General features: G+C 36.1%; 15 protein-coding genes. 7 read left to right on the forward strand and 8 right to left on the reverse strand.

Translation table 11 applies throughout. The annotated features are described in order from the left end of the window. The first annotated feature begins 11 nt into the window (after nt 1-11). From LX80_RS12380 to LX80_RS12390, 3 genes are read left to right on the forward strand one after another with little or no spacing between them, the layout of a single operon-like run. Nucleotides 12-575: an NADPH-dependent FMN reductase gene (locus LX80_RS12380; RefSeq protein WP_111297009.1), complete on the forward strand. Its 564-nt coding sequence runs from the start codon at nt 12-14 to the stop codon at nt 573-575. Nucleotides 576-630: 55 nt separating this feature from the next. Continuing rightward, a complete protein-coding gene (locus tag LX80_RS12385; RefSeq protein WP_111296915.1) occupies nt 631-2478 on the forward strand; it encodes an amidophosphoribosyltransferase in 1848 nt (615 codons plus the stop codon). 14 nt (nt 2479-2492) lie between these two features. Next, nucleotides 2493-2996 carry a SixA phosphatase family protein gene (locus LX80_RS12390; RefSeq protein ID WP_111296917.1) on the forward strand — a complete coding sequence of 168 codons (504 nt, stop codon included), beginning with the start codon at nt 2493-2495 and terminating at the stop codon, nt 2994-2996. On the opposite strand, the gene LX80_RS12395 is transcribed toward LX80_RS12390, so the two are convergent. Together LX80_RS12395 and LX80_RS12400 are read right to left on the reverse strand one after the other, a co-directional pair. Next, nucleotides 2956-3891 carry a DMT family transporter gene (locus LX80_RS12395; RefSeq protein ID WP_111296919.1) on the reverse strand — a complete coding sequence of 312 codons (936 nt, stop codon included), beginning with the start codon at nt 3889-3891 and terminating at the stop codon, nt 2956-2958. The two genes, LX80_RS12390 and LX80_RS12395, sit on opposite strands and share 41 nt — an antisense overlap. 36 nt (nt 3892-3927) lie before the next feature. After that, on the reverse strand, nt 3928-4986 hold the full coding sequence (locus LX80_RS12400; RefSeq protein ID WP_170120457.1) for a glycosyltransferase family protein: 1059 nt from the start codon (nt 4984-4986) through the stop codon (nt 3928-3930). Nucleotides 4987-5250: 264 nt separating this feature from the next. Between LX80_RS12400 and LX80_RS12405 the strand changes: the two genes are divergently transcribed. Continuing rightward, entirely contained in the window at nt 5251-5499 is a 249-nt protein-coding gene (locus tag LX80_RS12405) for a hypothetical protein (protein ID WP_111296923.1), read from the forward strand. Nucleotides 5500-5603: 104 nt separating this feature from the next. Here LX80_RS12405 and LX80_RS12410 read toward each other — a convergent pair whose 3' ends face one another. After that, on the reverse strand, nt 5604-6863 hold the full coding sequence (locus tag LX80_RS12410) for a pyridoxal phosphate-dependent aminotransferase (RefSeq protein WP_111296925.1): 1260 nt from the start codon (nt 6861-6863) through the stop codon (nt 5604-5606). 116 nt (nt 6864-6979) lie between these two features. Further along, entirely contained in the window at nt 6980-7444 is a 465-nt protein-coding gene (gene msrB, locus LX80_RS12415) for a peptide-methionine (R)-S-oxide reductase MsrB (RefSeq protein WP_245898061.1), read from the reverse strand. A 282-nt stretch (nt 7445-7726) separates the two neighbouring features. Between msrB and LX80_RS12420 the strand changes: the two genes are divergently transcribed. From LX80_RS12420 to LX80_RS12430, 3 genes are all read left to right on the forward strand, one after another. Beyond that, complete coding sequence (locus tag LX80_RS12420) at nt 7727-8305, forward strand: adenylate kinase (protein WP_111296927.1); 579 nt, start codon at nt 7727-7729, stop codon at nt 8303-8305. 163 nt (nt 8306-8468) lie between these two features. Next, the gene (gene paaZ / locus LX80_RS12425; RefSeq protein ID WP_111296929.1) at nt 8469-10517 is read left to right on the forward strand and encodes a phenylacetic acid degradation bifunctional protein PaaZ; all 2049 of its coding nucleotides are present in this window, start codon (nt 8469-8471) and stop codon (nt 10515-10517) included. Nucleotides 10518-10527: 10 nt separating this feature from the next. After that, nucleotides 10528-11298 (forward strand): enoyl-CoA hydratase/isomerase family protein, encoded by a 771-nt coding sequence (locus LX80_RS12430; RefSeq protein WP_111296931.1) that lies wholly within the window; start codon nt 10528-10530, stop codon nt 11296-11298. Nucleotides 11299-11303: 5 nt separating this feature from the next. Here LX80_RS12430 and LX80_RS12435 read toward each other — a convergent pair whose 3' ends face one another. The 4 genes from LX80_RS12435 to can all read right to left on the reverse strand — a co-directional run bounded on the left by LX80_RS12435 (nt 11304) and on the right by can (nt 16422). Next, complete coding sequence (locus LX80_RS12435) at nt 11304-12647, reverse strand: TolC family protein (RefSeq protein WP_170120458.1); 1344 nt, start codon at nt 12645-12647, stop codon at nt 11304-11306. Nucleotides 12648-12733: 86 nt separating this feature from the next. Then, nucleotides 12734-14095 (reverse strand): HlyD family secretion protein, encoded by a 1362-nt coding sequence (locus tag LX80_RS12440; protein WP_211307768.1) that lies wholly within the window; start codon nt 14093-14095, stop codon nt 12734-12736. Further along, on the reverse strand, nt 14092-15774 hold the full coding sequence (locus tag LX80_RS12445; protein ID WP_111296935.1) for an ATP-binding cassette domain-containing protein: 1683 nt from the start codon (nt 15772-15774) through the stop codon (nt 14092-14094). The genes LX80_RS12440 and LX80_RS12445 overlap by 4 nt, the downstream gene beginning before the upstream one ends. Nucleotides 15775-15789: 15 nt before the next feature. Beyond that, nucleotides 15790-16422 (reverse strand): carbonate dehydratase, encoded by a 633-nt coding sequence (can, locus tag LX80_RS12450; protein ID WP_111296937.1) that lies wholly within the window; start codon nt 16420-16422, stop codon nt 15790-15792. Nucleotides 16423-16504: the final 82 nt, after the last annotated feature.

The raw sequence follows: 16504 nt of genomic DNA on the forward strand, positions 1-16504 counted from the left end.
ATATTAATAGCATGAATATTGAAATTATAGCAGGCAGCCCAAGAAAAAACAGCGTTACACAACGATTAGCTATTTTCTTAAAAAATTATTTAAGTACCCATACTGCACACCAAGTACAAATTATTGACGTTAAGGATTGGGAAATTGGTTTATTGCAACAAGTTTTTACCAGTGAAGAACACGCACCGGAACATTTAAAGCCATTAGCCAAACGAATGTTTGCTGCCGATGCTTTTATTTTGGTTACACCGGAATACAATGGCAGTTATTCTGCAGCATTGCAAAATTTATTAGATCATTTCCCTAAGCAAACACATAAGCCATTTGGTATTGTAACGGCCTCAACAGGTGCGTTGGGCGGTATGCGTAGTGCACAGCAACTATTACTTTTAGTAGCCGCATTATTTGGTATTGCTTCACCCTATTTATTAGTAACTCCTTTTGTTGATCAAAAATTTAGTGCCGAAGGAGAACTATTAGACCCTGCATTCCAGAAAAATATTGACATTTTCATTAAGGAATTCCTTTGGTTAGCAGAAAGTTTGCATCCGGAACAAGTAACTTCCTATAATTAACCTTTCAATACAGTGGCGGAGTTGTAACTTCGCCACTTCTTTTTATACGCATTACATGAGCGACGAAATAAAACATGAATGTGGCCTGGCTTTTATTCGCTTACGCAAGCCATTGCCTTATTATTTAGAAAAGTACGGTACGGCATTATATGGCCTTAACAAGTTGTACCTTTTAATGGAAAAGCAACATAACCGTGGACAAGATGGTTCCGGCATTGCTTCCGTTAAACTAAATGTACCCAATGGTTACGCATTTTTAAACCGAATGCGCAGTGCAGTTCCCCAATCAATAGCCGAAATTTTTCAAAAAATTGGTTTAGAAGTTAAAGAACTTGAAAAATACCAGAAAGACATTAGTCAGCACCCCGAATTATTAAAAGGTCATTTGCCTATGTTGGGCGAATTAATGTTGGGACATTTACGCTATGGCACACAGGGGAAAAACAATGTTGAATTTTGTCATCCGTTTATAAAACGCGATTTAATTCCAGCTCGTAACCTGGCTTTGGCCGGCAACTTTAATTTGGTCAATACAGATGAATTATACCAACTACTAAACATTGAGCCCGGCGAATTTCAAAAGCAAAGCGATTTAGCGGCCATGATGGAAGTAGTGCATCATTTTTTAGTAAAAGAAGATGAACTAAACCCCAACAATGCATCTATTGTGCATGTGCTGCAGAAAGCCACACCTTTATTTGATGGCGGCTACACCATTGGCGGCTTAACCGGTAATGGCAATAGTTTCGTAATGCGCGATGCACATGGCATAAGACCGGCTTATTATTTTGCCAATGATGAGTTTATTGTTGCTGCCAGTGAAAGAGCAGCCATTCGAACTACATTTAATGTCGGTGAAAATGAAGTAAAAGAATTAATGCCCGGTTGTGCTTTAATTGTAAACGAAGAGGGTGCATTTCAAATTCACCAAATTTTACCGCCAAAAGAACGCAGAGCATGTTCGTTTGAACGTATTTATTTTTCTCGCGGCAGCGATGAAAAAATTTACAGAGAAAGAATTGCTTTGGGGCATCATTTAAGTAAAACCGTTTTAGAAGCTATTGATTACAACTTAAAACAAACCATTTTTTCTTACATACCCAATACCGCCGAAGTGGCCTTTTATGGTTTAGTAAAAGGTATGGAGGAATATTTAAACCAAATTAAAATTCAACGCATTTTAAGCTGGGGAAACGACATTACGGAAGAGAAGTTGCAAGAAATGATTAACCGTAAAATTCGACAGGAAAAAATAGCCATTAAAGATGTTAAGTTGCGCACTTTTATTACGGAAGACAATAACCGGAATGAAATGGTGCAACACGTTTACGATATTACTTATGGCACCGTTAAAAAAAATGAAGACACCCTGGTTGTTATTGATGATAGCATTGTTAGAGGTACCACTTTAAAAGAAAGCATCATCCGAATGTTAGCCAGGTTGGAGCCTAAAAAAATTATTGTTGTTTCTTCAGCACCGCAAATTCGTTACCCAGATTGCTATGGTATTGATATGAGCAAAATGGGCGATTTCATTGCGTTTAAAGCAGCGCTTTCTTTACACAAAAAAAGAGGTATGGAAGGCAATTTAATAGAGTTGTTTAATACCTGCAAAGAAATGGAACGCAACAACCAGTTGCATACTGAAAATATAGTTAGGCAAGTATATAAACCTTTCACTACAGAAGAAATATCAGCTGAAATTGCGCAATTAATTACACCGCCTGAATTAAACCTTTCGGTTGAAGTTATTTTTCAAACCATTGAAGATTTACATGATTCATGCCCAACCAATACCGGCGACTGGTATTTTACCGGTAATTATCCAACTCCCGGTGGCAATAGAGTTTGTAACAGGGCATTTATGAATTACATGGAAGGTAAAAACATTCGAGGATACTAAACTATACCAATACTATGAAACAACTCATCATTGTAAGGCATGCAAAAACCAACATTGATGCCCCAACAGATTTTGAAAGAACCTTAACAGAAAAAGGGCACAACGAAGCGGATGAAATGGCGCAAAAATTATTGCATGAAAATATTAAGCTCGATGCTATAATATCCAGTAATGCAGTAAGGGCTTTAAGTACTGCAAAGCATTTTTTAAAGGCATATCAACACAATGGAATGTTGTTAAATCAATCCATCATTGAAGCACCGGAGTTGTATAATGCAGATGTATCTACATTTTTTGAAGTAGTAGAAGGGTTAGATGACAGCATACAATCCATTGCGCTTTTTTCACACAATAACGGTATATCAGAGTTTGCATACAAATGCTCGAACTATAGAAATGACATTGTACCGTTACCAACATGTGGTATGGTAGGCATTCAAGTGAATACGGAAAGTTGGCAGCAATTTGGAACGGCAACTAAGCAATTTTTGTTTTTTTACGCCCCCCAAAAAAATTAAATATATTTTTTTTAACATTCACCAAAAACACGCCGGCAAAAATGCAAATTCCGGCAAACAATTTTACTAAGGTAAATTGTTCACCCAAAAGCCATACAGCAATAATAGCGGCAAATACAGGTTGCGTATATATATAACTGCCGGTAGCCGATGCACCTATTTTCGAAATGCCATACACATTAAACAAGTAGGCCACAAAAGTTGCTCCTACACAAATCAATGCCAGCATTAACCATTCAAAAGCACCAAACAATTGCCAATTGGTTTTAAAAAAATCGTTCCAACAAAAGGGTATTAAAAAAATTGCACCAAACGTAAATACCCAGCGCATTACATGCAATGGTGAATAATTTTGCATTAATGGTCTTACCCAAACCATATAAAAAGCATACGAAATTGCATTGATGAGAATATACATATCACCTAACAAACTATCTTGCTTGTTAGGTGTATTTTGTTTTAACACTATCAGCATGGCTGCGCCACCAACCCCTAAAATCAATCCTAAAATTTTAACAAGCGTTAACCGTTCTTGCAAAATCCAGGCAGCAATGAATGTAATAAAGATAGGTGTTGCCAGTGCTAATAAAGAAGCATGAATAGAAGAAGTTAGTGATAAACCTTTTATAAAAAACAACTGATTAATAGTTACCCCGGTCAGTCCGCATAACATAAACAAAGGCACATGCTTGCTTTGAATACCGGCATTTCCAACAGGTTTAATAATGTACAACAACCAAAACAATAGCAATGCAGTAACTACCCTTGCAAAATTCAATCCAAAAGGTAAAATATATTGTGGCGTTATGTGTTTAACAGCCGCATAATTTACACCAAATAATAAATTGGTAATAATTACCGCAACGTGCGCTTTCCATTTGTTGTTCACAAACATATTGCAAATATAACGGTATGGGTATTGCTTATTCCATTAATTAGGCAACAGGTCAATTAATTTTTGCGGGGTAAAGACTTCGGGTTGAATGGCAGCAAAATCATATTGCTCTAACATGGGCAAATGTTTGCTTAAATTAAGGGAGTGTTGTGGCACCATTAAACCCATTTTTAATGCATGTAATCTCTCAGCCAAATACACTTGTTCTGTTTGTCCGGGTGTTGGAATAAATAAACATTTTTTTTGAAGACATAGTAATTCCATTACCGAAGTGTAACCACTTCGTGCAATTACAAAACGACTTGATTGTATAATCTGTTGCAAGTCATTTTGTGATGCATGGTTTAAAATGTGGTGCTTTGAACGAATTAATGTACTTGACATTTCGGGCTGCCCTAATAAAATAATAATTTGTGCATGAATGTTTTCTGTTTGCTCAATTATCATTTTCTGCAACAAACTGCGTTGCGGTTCGGGCCCTGATAATAAAAAACAATAATCATATTGATATTTCGGTTGCTGTGGTACTGCCAAATTAAACCTGCATAACAAACCCAAATAACTAACAGGCACTTTAGGAAATTGATTTGGATGTGATAAGATACCCGCAATGCCACCATTCAAACCCATATCGGGCACCCAACATTCATTAAACCTTTGAATATAATTGTAATTAATACGCTGTAACAAAGAGCGCATCCAATTGTATGGCGCCATAATGGTTAACTGATGCGTGATGAATGTACAATGTATTTGTGGATGATACATTCCAAAACGGTTATCACTAATTACCCAATGAATTTGGTATTGTTTTACCAGTTTTTTAAGTATTTGGTTTTCATGTCGAATAGCCCTTAATATTTTAGGCACTTGCAACATTAATTTAAAGGGAAGTGCAAAACCACTTTTAGCGTATTGTACGGAATAACCGGGAATAGGCACTATTGTAATTTCAGGAAATTCGGTTTTTAATAATTGTATTGATTTTCCTGAAGCTGCCACAGTTACATCATATCCATTGATTATCAATGCTTTAATAATCGGAATACAACGGGTTGCATGCCCCAACCCCCAATCGAGGGGGGTTACCAGCACATTTTTTCCATAAATTTTCACCGAATAATTGTTAAGGCTGTTTTTTTTTCCCAATTTATACCGTATTTTTATTTTTTCACACCTAGATGTTAACTTATGTTTCAACAGCGCAACAAAATACAACTTGTTCTGTTAATACTTATGATGATGGCTTTAGCATCGTGTGGAATTTTAGGAAAATCAAATTATAAAAAGCACTGTATGTGTCCGGTTTATAAACCCGTATAAATATTTCTTTTAACCCCCCAAACGAATGAAATAAATATGAAAAACGGTAGTAGAGATCTTTTAGTACTTTCTAAAAGTGAATTTATTGGCCCCGATGACTTTGCCAATGAAGTTGCACAGTTAAACCTATTGTTACATCGTGCCGAAAATTTTAGAAATTATTGTATAGCCAACGAATTAATTGATCTTAACCGATCGAAAATTATTCGTTCGCAACATTTAATGCAACAAGCTATTAAAGATCGTTTGCACAAACCTTTTGTATTTATTTGCAATAAAAACTAGTTTCGCTTCATTCATTTCTGCAACTTAATTATATTTTCCTAACATAATACATTTTAAAAAGGCTGCATTGATTGCAGCCTTTTAATTGGTTTTAAATTTTTCATTTATTGAAGAGAAGCCAAAGCTTTTTCTAACCCGGAAAGCATTGGTTCAATATCAGCTTCACGACAAGTTCCTACACTTAATCTATACCAATTACTATTTACATCGGCTCCAAATGCATAAAAAGGAACAATGGCAATTTTAGCCTCCGACAAAATGTAATGAGTAACTGCTTCCTGATTATTTAACACTTCACCGTTAGGTGTTTTTTTGCCAACTAAATTTATTTGAACCGTTAAATAAATGGCAGCCTGTGGCGCAATTGCATCAACGGCATACCCCTTGCGTTGCAGAGATTTTACACCTTCATATATTCGGTTTAACCTTAATGCCAGGGCTTGCTTGTATTGGCGCAAATATTTTTCAATAGCTTCATGTTGAAGTAAGTACTTGGCAACAGCTTGTTGCTCAGCCATGGGTGCCCATGCACCCAAGTGACTTAAAATAGCTTTCATTTTAGCTATGATGGCAGCAGGACCAAATGCCCAACCAACTCTAACACCTGTAGCGGCAAATGCTTTTGAAATACCATCAATAAATATGGTATAGTTTCGCATTTCAGGTCTTAATGTAACGGGGTTATGATGATGTATGGAACCATAAGTAAGTGTCCAATACATTTGATCGAACATTACATATAATTTTTTTGCATCATCAGGTCTGCTGTTATTCTCAGCTATTACCAAATCACATATTTTTTCAAGTTCTTCCTTTGATAATGTTGTACCTGTGGGGTTTTGAGGTGTACACAAACAAAGTAACGTAGCCCCCTTTATGTGTTTAGCAATATCCTCGGCCGTAGGCATAAAATTATTTTCAGGAGTACAATAAATTGTACAATGCTGGCCGCCGGTTAAATGCACATAATGATTATTATTCCATGATGGCACACCATAAATTACCTTATCACCTGCATCAACCAATGTTTGAAACAAAGCATAAATTAAAGGGCGTCCTCCCGATGCAATTTGTATTTCGTTATCATTATAGTTTAACCCCTCATACTTAGCAATAAAAGCAGCAACCGCTTTCCTTAAAGAAACTATACCATCGGCAGGCGGGTAGTTGGTATATTTTTGTTGATAACTTTCTATAATCAGTTGTTCCAATTCAATCGGAATAGGAAATACAGAAGAATCAAAATCGCCTATAGTAAAATTGTATATTTTTTCGCCTTGCTTAATTCTTTGGCTAATGGCATTTCCCAACTTAACTATTTCGCTTCCAATAAGGCTTTCAGCCAGTTTACTCACTCTTGTCATTACTATTGTTTTATTGATAAAAACTTACAATTGTTAGTAAAATTAAGGTTTTAGCCCCGGTTAGCCATAAAAAAAGGCTCCGATAATGGGAGCCTTCATACTAATTTTCCGTTCAATCAATGATTGGCATTGTATTTTTTTTCTGCCTCTTGTGCTTTTTTAAAATCAAGTACAACACCATTAATGCAGTAGCGCAAACCGGTGGGCGGCGGACCATCTTCAAAAACATGTCCTAAATGCGACTTACAACGCCCACATTCCACTTCAGTTCGTTTCATGCCATAACTGTTATCGGGTAAATAAATCACCGATGTTTTACTGATTGGCTCATAAAAACTAGGCCACCCGCAACCACTGTCAAATTTAGTATCACTTCTAAATAAGGGGTTACCGCAAACAGCACAATAATAAGTGCCCACTTCATGAAAGTTTTCAAACTTACTTGTAAAAGGCCGCTCCGTTCCTTTTTGGCGAGCAATATAATACAGTTCAGGCGAAAGAATTTTTTTCCATTCAGCATCGGTTTTTATGTAATTATTAGTACCACCACCTTGCTGCGATTGGTTTGTTACGCTATCCATATGATTAATTTTTGTTTTTGGTTGCCCTGAACAACTCAGCATGCTTGATAAAAGCAGCAACAACACTGCAAACGATAAAAAGGGCTTCATTCGATAAATTTTTTAAAAAACATTCAATTCCAAACAAATGACATATAAAGTTACGAAAAGCTGCTGGTATTGGATTTTGTATAATACTTAGCAAATTTTAATAACAGCTATTCAATATCATTGTTCAATTGTTAAGGAAATGTAAAGTGCAACACTTATATTTGTTCCTCACAATAAATTGAGTGCGAGGCTATGTTTAATATTATTCTGTTTGGCCCTCCCGGTAGTGGAAAAGGTACACAAAGTGAAAAGTTAGTGGCGCAATACCAATTAAAACATTTAAGCACCGGCGATTTACTGCGAAGTGAAATTGCAGCCCAAACCCCCTTAGGTTTAGAAGCGAAAAGTTTAATGGATAAGGGCCAATTGGTACCGGATGAAGTAGTGGTTGGAATGATTAGTTCCGCTTTAGAGCAAAATCCCAATGCCAAAGGTTTTTTATTTGATGGTTTTCCCCGAACCAAAGCACAATGTGAAGCATTAGATGCTTTATTGCAACTAAAACACACACAAATAAACGTTGTATTAGCCTTAGAAGTAAGTGAAGGCGAATTGATAAAACGCCTGTTAAACCGTGGTTTAACCAGTGGCAGAAGCGATGATACCAATGAGGCTGTTATTAAAGCACGTATTGAAGAATACAATAAAAAAACGGCTGCTGTAAAAGACTACTATGCCAGATTTAAAAAAGTAGTAGACGTGAAGGGTGAAGGAACTGTTGAAGAAATTTTTAACAGTTTGTGCAGCGAAATTAACAAACGCTTGTCTTAATACTACGATATTAGCTACCAAAACCAACTGCTAACCCGCTTGAGTATAATAATCTTAAGCGGGTTTTTTTATCTTTCTTACAAAAACTAACATCCATTAGTATTAAAACTGCTTTTTACTTATTTTTGAAGCACTCATTTCATTACATTTCACAATTGTTCACATGATAATAGAAAGTTATGTTTTAGGCCGTTGGATGACAGGCAAAGGGGAAGGTCAACCTTTGTACCATGCAGTTACAGGAGAATATATTGGATCAGCCAGTACCGAAGGGTTGAATATGGGTGAAGTGCTTGACTTTGCTCGCCAAAAAGGAAATAAAGCATTACGCAAAATGACCTTTCAACAACGTGGCTTAATGTTAAAAGCACTGGCTTTACATTTACAGCAACACTTACCTGAATTATATAGTTTAAGTTATAAAACAGGGGCAACCAAAGCCGATAGTTGGGTTGATATTGAAGGGGGTATTGGCAATCTTTTTTCGTATGCCTCATTACGCCGAAAGTTACCCGATTTACCCTATTGGCCTGAAGGCGAAGCACATCTATTAGGTAAAGCCAAAACTTTTATGGGCCACCATTTGCTGCTGCCTAAAGAAGGAGCTGCCATACACATTAATGCCTATAACTTTCCTGTTTGGGGAATGCTGGAAAAAATTGCGGTTAATTTTATGGCGGGTGTACCTGCTATTGTAAAACCTGCTACAGTGGGCTGCTATTTAACTCAGGCTGTTGTAAAGCATATGGTGAATTCAGGAATACTACCCGAAGGGGCTTTACAATTATTATGCGGTAGTACAGGCAATTTATTAAATGAAGTAAATGCACAGGATACCATTACGTTTACCGGTAGTGCACACACAGGTCTTCAGTTAAAAAGTAATCCTACCATTTTGCAAAACAATGTTTCTTTTACAATGGAAGCCGATTCACTCAATGCCATTGTTTTAGCTGAAGATGTTGAACCCGGTATGCCGGAATGGGATTTATTTATTAAAGAAGTTAGACGAGAAATGACTTTAAAATGTGGGCAACGTTGCACGGGTGTTCGCCGTATTTTAGTTCCTGAAAATAAAATAGATTTAGTACAAAATGATTTATCCAAAGCATTATCACAAACTGTTATCGGCAATCCGCTGAATGAAAAAGTGAGAATGGGTAGTTTAGCCGGAAAAACACAAAAAGCAGAAGTACTAAAACAAGTTAGCCTATTATTGAAAACAAGTGAATTGGTATATGGCAATTTAGAAACAGTTGAGGTAGTAGATGCAAATGCGCAAGCCGGCGCATTTATCAGCCCTTTATTATTGCGTAATAACCAACCTTTACATACTTCAGAAGTACATAATATTGAAGCTTTTGGCCCTGTTTCCACTTTAATGCCTTACCGAAATTTAGAAGAAGCAATTACCATTACTAAATTAGGCAAAGGCTCATTGGTATCTACCATTGTAACTGCTTCCCGAAATACGGCAAGAGAATATGTATTAGAAGCCGGTACTTACCATGGAAGAATTTTAATATTGAACCAACAATGCGGAAAAGAAAATACCGGACATGGATCACCATTACCAATGCTGGTACATGGCGGACCCGGCCGTGCAGGTGGTGGCGAAGAGATGGGTGGTTTAAGAGGTATTCACCACTACATGCAACGTGTTGCACTACAGGGCTCACCCGACATGCTAACCGCTGTATTACAGCAATATCAACCCAATGCTACCGGAATTCCGGCTACCATTCATCCTTTTAAAAAACATTTCGAAGAACTGGAAATAGGATATCAACTCATTACCAAAAGCATTACCATGACTTCGGAATTAATTGATGCTTTTGCCAATCTTTCCGGCGATCATTTTTATGCCCACTTACGAAATACCGATTTTGAAGGAACCATGTTTACACAGCAAGTTGCACATGGTTATTTACTATTAAGTTTATCGGCTGGTTTATTTGTAGATAGTTACGAGAAAAATCCGGTATTGTTGAATTATGGAATTGACGAACTTCGTTTTACTAAACCGGTATATCCGGGCATGAGTTTTCATGTTCGCTTTACTTGTAAAGAAAAAATTAGTCAGGATAAGAAAGAACCTACTGACATTGCACGTGGCATTGTGAAATGGCTGGTTGAAATGATTGATGATGAAAATGATGAACTTATTGGCATTGCTACAATACTTACTATGGTAAAAAAATTAGAACAATAAAACAGGTTATATGAATAACGAGCAAGGATATGTACATGTACATCACAGCAATGGCATTAGCATGATTGAATTTTTTCATCCACAAAGCAATGCAATGCCCGGTCATCTTTTAAATGAGTTAGCCGAAGCCATTCATAACGAAAGTATTAATGCAGATATTAAAGTTATTGTACTCCGTTCAGGCGGTGAAAAAGCCTTTTGCGCCGGGGCTTCATTTGAAGAATTAGCAGCCATTCAAAATGAAACAGCCGGCCATCGTTTCTTCAGTGGCTTTGCACATGTTATTAATGCCATGCGTAAAGCACCGCAATTAATTATTGCCCGCATTCAAGGTAAATGTGTAGGTGGAGGAGTAGGCATTGCAGCCGCTGCCGATTATGCCATTGCCACTTCGGGTGCTGATGTTAAATTAAGTGAATTAGCAGTTGGCATTGGACCTTTTGTAGTTGGGCCGGCTGTTGAAAGAAAAATTGGATTATCAGCCTTTTCACAATTAGCCATTGATGCCACCAACTGGCGTCCGGCAGAATGGGCCAAACAAAAAGGGCTTTATGCTGAATTACATGCCGATAAAGAAGGTATGGATGAAAGTATTCATCGCTTAGCTAATTTTTTGGCTCACAGTAATTTTGATGCTATTAAAGAATTAAAACATATTTTTTGGCAAGGCACTTCACATTGGGATGAACTATTGCACCAACGCGCTGCCGTTAGTGGGAAATTAGTATTAAGCGAACATACCAAACAATTCATTCAACATTTTAAAAACAACAAAAAATAATAGCATTATTGAATAATACCGGCTGCCCACTCAGTTTCATATTTTGAGGTAATTAACTTGGTTTGAAGTTCAATTAATTTTTGTTTGGTTTCCAATAATTTGGACTCACGAGCATTGATTAAAAACAAGGAACTTTCACCGTTATTAAACTTCAATAATTCATTACGAAGTAATATTTCAAAACTATTTACCAAACTATTTATTTGCTGCAATTGCGCGGCATATAAATGGTTTTGGTTATAGTACATGCTTATTTTGTTTTGCAATTGCCATTTTTTAGCAGTTACATTTAGTTGCGTTTGTTCAATTTTTATTTGTGTTTTTTTGTAATCACCACGGGCATTCCGTAAAAATAAGGGTACTTTAAAATCAATTCCAAACTTATAGTTGTTTTCCAAAAAAGCCACATCATTCACTTTGTATAATGCATTATAACCTTTATTCAACAAGTTAGCTTTTAAGTTAAGTGTAGGCAAAAAATTCTGCCATTTTAATTTTCGTTCAACTTCCAAGCCATCTAACTTAAATGCATATGCTCTAATTTCCGGATGGTTATTAATAGCGTTAGTAATGAGCTCAGGTAAATTTACAGTAACATTATAATCAAGTAATGCAGTGGTATCGGGCACATAATTTTGCGGCAGTACATAAGGCATTTCGTTTTCATCCCATAAATAATCGGTTAGCTGCAATATGGCTTTATTCAGTTTTACATCTGCATCATTTAGCAAAGCAATATAATTGAGCACTTGTGCATTCGCTTCAATTGTATCAGCCAAGGCTTTATCGCCTTGCTGGTAAGCAATGACCATTAAATGCAATCGGTTTTGAGCAATGTTCAAAAATTTTTCATACAATTTTTTTTGTGCAAACGCCGAATACCATTGCCAATATTGTTTTACAGCATCCAACAACAAATCATTGATGGCAGCATTGCGTTGTTGTTGTGTTTGTTTAGCGGCAATTTTAGCTTGCTGTAAAGCGGCTCGGCGCTTATCCATCAACATTCCTTTTAGTACAGCTACCTCTACACCTAAATAACTGGTTTGGCCGGTAGTAACTTCACGGGTAATGTAATTACCGCCATTATCTTCAGCACCTGCTTTTATGTCCATACCTATAGGCAGGGGCACTTTTAATTCAGCATTGTTATAATAATAATAGTTGGTATTATTAAATGTTTTTTGATGGTTGTTGTATTGAATAACAGGATCAAACTCACCTCTGGCACTTGTAATTTCTGCTTCTGCTCCGGTTACCGAAAGTGAAGCAACCTTTGCCAAAGGATGATTCTTTTTTACTGATTGTAAATAATCGTTTATAGAAAACACAGTTTCGTTTTGCGCCATAAGACTCAATGGCGAAACTATGATACAACACACCCAAAATAAATATGATTTCATACGCATGGGGCTACCTTTACATTCTACTCTTTTTATTTTTTATAATTATCGGTATTGTTTTCAGCGGTATAATATTCCGGTGGAAATCCATTAATCGTCCGCCACAATTCATAATAAACGGGTACATTTTTAAGCAATGCAATACACTTGGCTCCGCCTCCCAATTTTAATTGGGCCGGCCACTTTCGCTTAGTAGTATCGGGGGCAATGAGCACCCTGAAATTGCCATTTGTATTAATGTTGTTTTCAATAGCAGCAACTTTACCTGTAAAAGTACCATAGGATGATTGCGGCCAACCACTGAAAACAATGGCCGGGAAACCGTCAAAAATGAGTGCAACTTCTTGCCCTTTAGAAATTAGTGGAATATCGGTTGGTGAAACAAACATTTCTACTGCATAATTTCGAATAGCCGGAACTATTTCAACAATCATATCGCCTTCTTTTACCACTTCATCAATACCTGCTTTTTTAGCTTTGGTAATTTGCCCTGATTGTGGAGCAGTAATATAATACAACTTATTTCTTATATCATAATTTGCATAAATATTTTCTAACTTACTAACATCGGCTTGTGTTGATGCCGCTTGCGAAAGTGCGCTAAATTTATCACCTTCAGCCTTTGAAATTTTATCGGTATAATCTTGAACCGTACTGTTTTTCTCAATTTTAAGATTCAACAACTCCTGTTTACTTTGCAGAAATTTATTTTCAGCACTGGTTTTTTTGGCAAGTGCGGTTTGATAGTTGGCTTTACGTTTTTCAAATTCTGTTAAGGCAATAACGCCGCTGTCTAACATTATTTTAGCAGCTTCAATTTGACGCTTATAAATGTTTAAGTCGTTAATAGCAGCCAACACATCCATACTATCACTAACAATTTTTAGTTGTTGCTGATTTATTTTATTATCCAGCGAAGCCAACTTTAGTTGCATGCCCTCACGTAAAGCATTCGCCTGCGTAGTAGCGGTAGCCGCTTTTTCATTATACGCATCAATACTTTGTTTTTTAGCAATAATTTGTTGCTGGGTTCGTTCCAACAATTGAGGATCGAAGTATTCAGATTTTACCTCACCTAATTGCAAAATAGTATCGCCCTGCTGAACCATATCACCTTCTTTTACATACCACTTTACAATTTTACCGGATATAATGGTATTCAGTTGTTGTGGCCTTGCTTCCTGGCGAAGCGTAGTGATTTTGCCTTTGGTACGAATGTTTTGTGTCCACGGTAAAAAAAGCACAATTATGCAAAAGGCTAAAATACCTAAAATCCATTTTTTTATATATTTCCTTTTGTGAATTTTATAAATGGCATTAAACGCCTCAAAGGGATGTTGTGCTAATTCACGTTCTATCTCAATATTTAAGTAGGTTGATTTTTGATTGTTCATTTCACTTCGTTTAAAACAATTTCACCATTTTGTAAAACAATAAACATGTCGAATAAATGCTTCATCACTTCATGTTCCGTAGTAATGATAATGGTTGCATTTTGTTTTTTATTTCGTAAAAATTCAATTAACATTTGTATTTCTTTTTCAGAGCGGTGCGAACAGGGCCCTTCCAATAACAACAAACGAGAATTACCAATTAACGAACGCATTAATAAAATGTCTTTTCTTACTTTTTGCGAAAAACGTTTACCGATTGGATCAATTTGTGTGTACAAACCATTAGACAATTCATTAATATATGTATGGAATCCAATTTGTTCAGCTAACTGTAAAACACTTTGTGGTGTAATACTATCATCACCCATTGTTATGTTTTCAAGTAATGTACCCTTAAATACTTCTTGTCGGCCGAATAATATGCCCGTTTGTCCACGCAAATCAGCCAGCAAATAATTGTGAATGGGCATATCATCTACCAAAACATTTCCCGAATAGTTATTAAAAGCACCTGTTAATAAGCGCAAAAAAGATGATTTACCGGAACCCGATGCACCTGAAAGTTGCACCAATGCCCCTGCAGGTATATGCAGATTAATATTTTTCAAAGCCAATTTACCATCAACATAATGGAAATTAACCTGCTTCATATCTATTTGCATACCCTTATTGGTATTGGGTAAATGCACAGATCCGTCGGTTTCAATGGGTGCATTTACAACTTTACTTAATTTTTCAACCGATGTAAGCGTGTCATACACTTTATCGAATGATTGAATCAATTTTTCTATTGAATTAATAATTAAGATGATTACAATATCCGATGCAATGAACTGCCCAATATTGATTTGTTGGTTCACCAACAAAATAGAACCCACAATTAACATGGTAGCAATAATGATAATTTTAAAGGATATAAAACTCCAATATTGCATTACTAAAATTTTAAAATGATTTGTACGAGCAACAAGATAACCGGTTACATCTTCATCCGTTTTATGAATATGAATATTGGTTTTTCTGGCATACTTAAAAGTTTTTATTTCTGCAGCTATTTCCTGCAACCATGCAGCAATACTATACTTGTGATCGCTGGCAGTTAAACTGGTTTCAAAACCACGTGGCGATGTATATTTAATTATAATAGCCAATACAATTACCAATAAAGCACCAAATGCAATAAACACCGGATGATAAAACGACAATAACACCAGCCCAAAAAATATTTGAATAATGGCTGCGGGAATGTCTAATAAAATTTTTTCGATACTTTTTATTAATGCGGTACTATCAAAAAATCTGTTTACCAATTCGGGTAAATGGTATTGGTCTAATTGCTCCACATCAAACTTGGGAATGCGGTCAGCAAATTCAAAGGCATAACGAACAAAAATTTTTTGTTCAATTTTTTCAATAATTTCCATTTGTCGTATTTGTAATAAACCATTTACAAATACGCCAATCAATACAATTGAAATTAATACAACTATTGAAACAGAAATACTGTTTGCCTGTACAAAGGTGATAATGTATTGTATGCCTAATGGCAATGAAAGCGCAATTAAACCGCCCAAAATGGCAAAAAAGTAAATTGCGGAAATATCTTTTCTATCAAATTTTAAAATTTCAAAAAATTTTTTTACTGCACTTAATATTGAAATGTTTACGTTGCTTGCCATGCTTTTTTAATTTATTTACAAATCGTCATATTCATATAGTGGATCAATATGTGTTCCGGCGGGCATTTCAAAAATGGGATGTATAATACCATCTGCTAATCCATAAACCCATCCATGCAAATGAGGCTTTTGTTCATACTTCCAAGCTTTTTGGATAATTGAAGTTTTAGCCAGATTCATTACCTGTTCACGTACGTTTAATTCGGTAAGTCGGTTTGCACGTTCATCTTCACTAGTTATAGCATCCAACTCTTCTCTATGAAACCGATACACGTCTTTAATATTACGCAACCATTTATTAATTATGCCCAGGCTATGATTAGTCATGGCTGCTCTTACACCACCGCAACCATAATGGCCGCACACAATAACATGTTTTACCTTTAATTGGTTTACCGCATATTCCAATACACTTAGTAAGTTTACATCGGTATGTATTACCATATTGGCAATATTCCGATGTACAAATATTTCGCCGGGTTGCGTGCCGGTAATCATATCAGCAGGCACACGGCTGTCGCTGCAACCAATCCATAAAAACTCCGGTTTTTGTATATGAGCCAAACGGGAAAAAAACTCAGGATCATCTTCTACTCTTTTTTTTGCCCAGGTTTCATTATTATTCAGTAGTTGTTGATAAGCTTGCATATACTTATGTTTTTAAGGGTTGAAATAATGATTTTGTTAAAGATATATATTGATTGTTACAACACATAATTGTTTTCAATAC

It is taken from the genome of Hydrotalea sandarakina, from assembly GCF_003254115.1.
Lineage (GTDB): Bacteria > Bacteroidota > Bacteroidia > Chitinophagales > Chitinophagaceae > Hydrotalea > Hydrotalea sandarakina.

Bases quoted from the DNA above. Each gene is read 5' to 3' on its own strand.
- LX80_RS12380 (WP_111297009.1), top strand. From the start codon at position 12: ATGAATATTGAAATTATAGCAGGCAGCCCAAGAAAAAACAGCGTTACA.
- LX80_RS12385 (WP_111296915.1), top strand. From the start codon at position 631: ATGAGCGACGAAATAAAACATGAATGTGGCCTGGCTTTTATTCGCTTA.
- LX80_RS12390 (WP_111296917.1), top strand. From the start codon at position 2,493: ATGAAACAACTCATCATTGTAAGGCATGCAAAAACCAACATTGATGCC.
- LX80_RS12395 (WP_111296919.1), bottom strand. From the start codon at position 3,891: ATGTTTGTGAACAACAAATGGAAAGCGCACGTTGCGGTAATTATTACC.
- LX80_RS12405 (WP_111296923.1), top strand. From the start codon at position 5,251: ATGAAAAACGGTAGTAGAGATCTTTTAGTACTTTCTAAAAGTGAATTT.
- LX80_RS12410 (WP_111296925.1), bottom strand. From the start codon at position 6,863: ATGACAAGAGTGAGTAAACTGGCTGAAAGCCTTATTGGAAGCGAAATA.
- msrB (WP_245898061.1), bottom strand. From the start codon at position 7,444: ATGGATAGCGTAACAAACCAATCGCAGCAAGGTGGTGGTACTAATAAT.
- LX80_RS12420 (WP_111296927.1), top strand. From the start codon at position 7,727: ATGTTTAATATTATTCTGTTTGGCCCTCCCGGTAGTGGAAAAGGTACA.
- paaZ (WP_111296929.1), top strand. From the start codon at position 8,469: ATGATAATAGAAAGTTATGTTTTAGGCCGTTGGATGACAGGCAAAGGG.
- LX80_RS12430 (WP_111296931.1), top strand. From the start codon at position 10,528: ATGAATAACGAGCAAGGATATGTACATGTACATCACAGCAATGGCATT.
- LX80_RS12435 (WP_170120458.1), bottom strand. From the start codon at position 12,647: ATGGCGCAAAACGAAACTGTGTTTTCTATAAACGATTATTTACAATCA.
- LX80_RS12440 (WP_211307768.1), bottom strand. From the start codon at position 14,095: ATGAACAATCAAAAATCAACCTACTTAAATATTGAGATAGAACGTGAA.
- LX80_RS12445 (WP_111296935.1), bottom strand. From the start codon at position 15,774: ATGGCAAGCAACGTAAACATTTCAATATTAAGTGCAGTAAAAAAATTT.
- can (WP_111296937.1), bottom strand. From the start codon at position 16,422: ATGCAAGCTTATCAACAACTACTGAATAATAATGAAACCTGGGCAAAA.